General features: G+C 64.3%; 5 protein-coding genes. All 5 read left to right on the top strand.

Going from position 1 to position 2952, the window contains the following annotated elements:
* Positions 1–454: spore coat U domain-containing protein (locus DBR24_RS11535; protein ID WP_146189021.1), on the top strand; the 454-nt coding region annotated here is incomplete at its 5' end.
* A gap of 104 nt (positions 455–558) precedes the next feature.
* Positions 559–1092, top strand: a complete 534-nt coding sequence (locus DBR24_RS11530) for a spore coat U domain-containing protein (protein WP_128614800.1) — start codon at positions 559–561, stop codon at positions 1090–1092.
* Between the two features lie 19 nt (positions 1093–1111).
* Complete coding sequence (locus tag DBR24_RS11525) at positions 1112–1648, top strand: spore coat protein U domain-containing protein (protein WP_123462345.1); 537 nt, start codon at positions 1112–1114, stop codon at positions 1646–1648.
* 4 nt (positions 1649–1652) lie between these two features.
* On the top strand, positions 1653–2153 hold the full coding sequence (locus tag DBR24_RS11520; RefSeq protein WP_128614799.1) for a spore coat U domain-containing protein: 501 nt from the start codon (positions 1653–1655) through the stop codon (positions 2151–2153).
* A 34-nt stretch (positions 2154–2187) separates the two neighbouring features.
* On the top strand, positions 2188–2952 hold a 765-nt coding region (locus DBR24_RS11515; RefSeq protein WP_146189020.1), incomplete at its 3' end, for a molecular chaperone.

Raw genomic sequence — 2952 nt, 5'->3', positions numbered from 1 at the left:
GGTCGAAGTGCGTGTCGATGTGCAGCGCGGTTGCCAGTTGATCGGCCAGCAACGCGAGGCGGGCATGCAACAACTGGGCGTGCTCGACTTTGGCAGCACCGCACGCCTCGACGATCCTGCCGGACCTTTGGCGGCGGCGCTGACCAACCAGCGTTTGCCACGTCTTGAGTGCAACCCGGACACGCCTTATCAGATGCGCGTCGACGGCGGTTTACATGGCGGTGTCGGTGAGGTGCGCTACATGGTCGGTGCGGCGGGCGGCAAGCCGATTCCTTACCGCCTGTTTCAGGATGCCGCGCGGCGGGTGCCGCTGGTGGTGGATGTGCCGGTCAGTGGCCGGGTGCCCGACAGCGGCACTGTGGAGTTGCCGCTGTATGCGCGGATCGAGCCGCTGGCCGAAGTGCCGCGGGTCAGCCGCTACTCGGATCTGGTCAAGGTGACGGTCACCTGGTGAGCACACGGTTGCAGTCGGCAACCCGCTGGAATGGATTACGCAGGGAAGGGCGTTCGATGATGAGCGCGGTGGTCAAGTCAACCTGAAGGAGTAGGGCGGGCGCAATGGCAGGTAAACACTGGATGGTTCTGGCGGCAGGGACGCTGGCGCTGCTCGCTGAAAACGCACAGGCAGCCGTGAGTGGGCAGATTCATGCGCGACTGATCCTGATCGCCGGCTGTGAGGTGACCCATGCATCCAGTCCCGCCAGCCCGGTCAGCCATCTCGGCACCCTCGACTTTGGCCCTCAGGGGCCAACCTGGAATGCACCGATCAAGGCCAGTCTGGATGGCGACAGCAGCGGCAAACTCAATGTGGCCTGCAATCCTTCGGTCACCGGTTTCACTGTCACCATCGACGGCGGCACCCACGGTGACGGTAACACCCGGCGCCTGAGCAATGGCCGCCAGACCCTTCCCTATGAGCTGTTCGTCGATCCCTCCGGCGCCCGCAGCTACAGCATCGGCCAACAACACAATTTCGCTGTCACCAGCGGTGCGCAGATACCGATTCCGGTCTTTGGCACGGTGGTGGCGAATACCCGCGCGGTGCCGGCAGGTGTCTATACCGACACGCTGACGGTGACGCTCGACTGGTAACCCGAAGAGGACGGACACCATGCGCAGGATTGCTTCAACACTCGGTTTGTCGCTGCTGGGCCTGACACTGGCATCCAGTGCCAATGCAGCCACGACGGTCACCGGCCAGATCACCTCCAGCCTGATCCTGATCAGCAGTTGCCAGGTCAATGGCGCCGGCGGCTCCAGCGGGTTGAATTTCGGTGCGTTGAACTTCGGCACCGCCAACAGCCTGTTCACCACCGCCACCGGGCAAGTGCTCGGCGGTGGCGGCGGGGCGCTGTCGATTCTGTGCTCCAGCGGCACCACGCCGACAGTGAAGGTGCGGGCCGGCTCCCATGACGGCATGTCACCGGGTGGTACGCGAGCCTTATACGACGGGGTGGCCAACTACGTGCCTTACGACCTGTACACCGATGCCGGGCATTCGCAGCTGCTGGCAATTGACGGGACGATCAACCTCGCCGCCAGTACCGGTGTGGCGCAGACCGTGAACATTTACGGTCAGGCGGTGGGCAAGGCCGGTTTGCCGGCCGGGACGTACACCGACACCGTCGCTGTTGAACTGACGTTCTGATGCCATGGGCCGCTCTGGCGCTGTCGCCTTGCTCCTGTTGTGCGCGGGCAGTGCGCCGCTGCCGTTGACGGCGGCCACCAGCCAGAGCTTTCAGGTCAGCGCGACGGTGACGGCGGGCTGCCTGGTGGTGGGCGGGGTGTCGAACTATGGCGGGCTGAATTTCGGTTCGCGCTCGGCCCTGGCCACCGACACAGTGCAGGTGGCCCTGACCGGGGGCGTGCAATTGCAGTGCACACCGGGGGTGACGCTGAACATGAGTGTCGACGGCGGCCAGTACAACAACAGCGGCCGGCACATGCAGCTCAACAGTGGCAGTGCACGGGTGGCGTATGCGCTGTTTCGCGATGCGGCGTACAGCCAGAGTCTGGGCGTTGGTCAGAGTGTGGCGGTGGCGTACAGCGACGCGAACAACATCAGCCTGCCGATTTACGGTCAGGTGCAATTGCCGGGCAATCAGCCTGGGGGGACGTACAGCGATGTGTTGCAGGTGCAACTGTCGTGGTGAGGCGAAGTCTGGATGGCCGACAAGGAGCAGGTTTATGGGGTGTTACACGTCACGGCGGTCGCTCGGGCAGGGCGCGGTAGCGGCGTTGCTCATGGTGGGAATGAGTCATGTACAGGCCGCCAGTTCGGTGTTGATCTGGCCCATTGATCCGGTGCTGGAAGCCGATCAACAGGCCAGCGCACTGTGGCTGGAGAACCGCGGCAACGAAACCGCCAACCTGCAGATCCGCGTGTTTGGCTGGAGCCAGAACGGCTTCCAGGAGCAATACCAGAACCAGCGCGACGTGATCGGCAGCCCGCCGGTGGCGAAGATCGAACCGGGGCAGAAACAGCTGGTGCGCCTGACACGGACCAAAGACGTGCCGCCGGGGCAGGAACTGGCTTACCGAATCATCATCGACGAAATCCCTTCCGCTCAACCCCCCGTCGCTGATGGTGGCAAGACTGCCGCGGCGATCCGCTTCCAGATGCGCTATTCAGTGCCGCTGTTCGCCTATGGCGCGGGGCTGTGGAGCAAGGAAGACAGCACCCGCGCGCGCGATCCCAAAGGCATTGGCCTGCCGCAATTGAGCTGGCGCACGGTGGCGGTGGACGGCAAGCCTTACGTGGAAGTGCGTAATCAGGGCGCGGTGCATGCGCGGCTGACCGATGTGGCAATCAAACAGGGCGGGCACAGCAAACCGCTGGCCGAAGGGCTGCTGGGTTACGTGCTGCCGGGGGCGGTGATGCGCTGGCCGGCACCGAGTGGATTGGCCGGTGATTCGGCGTTGCAGGTGCGGGTCAATGGTGCGACGCAGGTG

It is taken from the genome of Pseudomonas sp. HMWF006 (assembly GCF_003061205.1).
Taxonomy (GTDB): Bacteria; Pseudomonadota; Gammaproteobacteria; order Pseudomonadales; family Pseudomonadaceae; genus Aquipseudomonas; species Aquipseudomonas monsensis.
The sequence above is the reverse complement of the archived record's forward strand: the minus strand, read 5'-3'. Positions and strand labels throughout refer to the sequence as shown.

Excerpts from the sequence above, each read along its gene's own strand:
- DBR24_RS11530 (WP_128614800.1), top strand. The coding sequence starts at position 559 with ATGGCAGGTAAACACTGGATGGTTCTGGCGGCAGGGACGCTGGCGCTG.
- DBR24_RS11525 (WP_123462345.1), top strand. The coding sequence starts at position 1,112 with ATGCGCAGGATTGCTTCAACACTCGGTTTGTCGCTGCTGGGCCTGACA.
- DBR24_RS11520 (WP_128614799.1), top strand. The coding sequence starts at position 1,653 with ATGGGCCGCTCTGGCGCTGTCGCCTTGCTCCTGTTGTGCGCGGGCAGT.